This window comes from Methylobacterium sp. B1, assembly GCF_000333255.1.
GTDB lineage: Bacteria > Pseudomonadota > Alphaproteobacteria > Rhizobiales > Beijerinckiaceae > Methylobacterium > Methylobacterium fujisawaense.
This window is the reverse complement of record NZ_BACT01000559.1, coordinates 1-1818: the sequence shown is the minus strand read 5'-3', so window position 1 is coordinate 1818 and position 1818 is coordinate 1. Positions and strand designations below refer to the sequence as shown.

Annotated in this window: 2 protein-coding genes; one reads left to right on the top strand and one right to left on the bottom strand. The window is 70.4% G+C overall.

All coding sequences use genetic code 11. The annotated features are described in order from the left end of the window. The coding region (locus I53_RS16450) for a glycogen synthase (protein ID WP_043352564.1) at window positions 1-1005 on the top strand (1005 nt) is incomplete at its 5' end. A gap of 62 nt (window positions 1006-1067) precedes the next feature. Here the strand turns inward: I53_RS16450 and I53_RS16445 are convergent. Further along, window positions 1068-1818 (bottom strand): alpha amylase C-terminal domain-containing protein (locus I53_RS16445; protein WP_187294363.1); only part of this gene is annotated, 751 nt, incomplete at its 5' end.

Below are 1818 nucleotides of genomic sequence, written 5' to 3'. Positions count from 1 at the left end.
CCGGCCTATCTCGCTGGGCGCGGCCCGCGGGTGCCGAGCGTGCTGACGATCCACAACCTCGCCTATCAAGGCCTGTTCCCCCCGGGACGCCCTGCCCCGGCTCGGCGTGCCGGAGGCGCCCTCCAGGTCGACGGCGCCGAGTTCTACGGGCAGCTGTCCTTCCTGAAGGCCGGCATCTTCTACGCCTCGCAGGTCACCACGGTGAGCGAGACCTACGCGCGGGAGATCCAGACCCCCGAGTTGGGCTGCGGCCTCGACGGGCTGCTGCGCACCCGCGCCGGTCAGGGCCGGCTCGCCGGCATCCTCAACGGCATCGACGAGACCTGGGACCCGAGCACCGACCCGCACCTCGCCACGCGCTTCGAGATCGACGACTGGAAGGGCAAGCGGGCCAATGCCGAGGCGGTACGCCAGCAATTCGGCCTCGCGGTTTCCCGCGGGCCGCTCTTCGCCATCGTGTCGCGCCTCGTCCACCAGAAGGGCATCGACCTGAGCCTGCAGGCCGCCGAGGCGATCGTGGCCGAGGGCGGCCAGCTCGTGGTGATCGGCCAGGGCGAGGGCCGGTTCGAGCAGGCGCTCCGGGGCTTGGCCAAGCGCCATCCCGAGGCGGTCGGCGTGCATGTCGGCTTCGAGGAGGCGCAGGCCCGGCGGATGTTCGCGGGCAGCGACTTCCTGCTGATGCCCTCGCGCTTCGAGCCCTGCGGGCTGGCCCAGATGTACGCGCAGCGCTTCGGCTCCCTGCCGATCGTGCGCCGCACCGGGGGCCTCGCCGACACGGTCGAGGACGGGGTGACGGGCTTCACCTTCGCGGAGGCCTCGGCCGCGTCCTTCGGGGCGGCGGTCCGCCGGGCGCTGGAGGCCTTCGGCCAGAAGAAGCGCCTCAACGCCATGCGGCGGCGGGCCATGGCGGCCCGCTTCGGCTGGGATCAGGCCGCCGACAATTATGCCGGGCTCTACGGCCGGGCCATCGGCAACAGCACCGCGCTGCGCTGGCGGGCCGCGTAGGGCCTTCTCGCGGACGCAGCCGCCTCAACCCCCTCCCCCCAGAGGGGGGAGGGAGTCTCCGCTCACCCTTCCAGCAGGAAGATCATCGTGGCGAGCGGCGGCAGGGTCAGCGACAGGCTCTGCCCCTGGCCGTGGCTCGCCTGATCCTCGGTGCGGCGGCCGCCCTGGTTGCCCAGGTTGGACCCGCCATACACGCCGGCATCCGAGTTGAACGCCTCGCGATAGAACCCCGCCGCGGGCACGCCGATCCGGTAGCCCTCGCGCGGCACGGGCGTGAAGTTCGAGACCACGATCGCCACCTCGCCGGGCTTGGCGCCCTTGCGGGCCCAGGCGATCACGCTGTTGTCCTGATCGTCCGCCACCAGCCACTGGAAGCCGGTATGCTCGACATCACGGCTGTAGAGGGCCGGCGTCGAGACGTAGAGCCGGTTGAGATCGCGCACCACGCTCTGCACGCCCTTGTGCAGCGGGTCGTCGAGGTGGTGCCAGTCCAGGCTGGTGTCGTGGTTCCACTCCCGCTCCTGGCCGAACTCGCCGCCCATGAACAGCAGCTTCTTGCCGGGATGCCCCCACATGAAGCCGTAATAGGCCCGGAGGTTCGCGAATTTCTGCCAGCGGTCGCCCGGCATCTTGCCGAGCAGCGAGCCCTTCCCGTGCACGACCTCGTCGTGGGAGAGCGGCAGGACGAAATTCTCCGAGAAGGCGTAAAGCAGCCCGAAGGTCAGGTTGTGGTGGTGGTAGCGGCGGTGGATCGGATCCTCCTGCATGAAATGCAGGGTGTCGTGCATCCAGCCCATGTCCACTGAGCCGAGC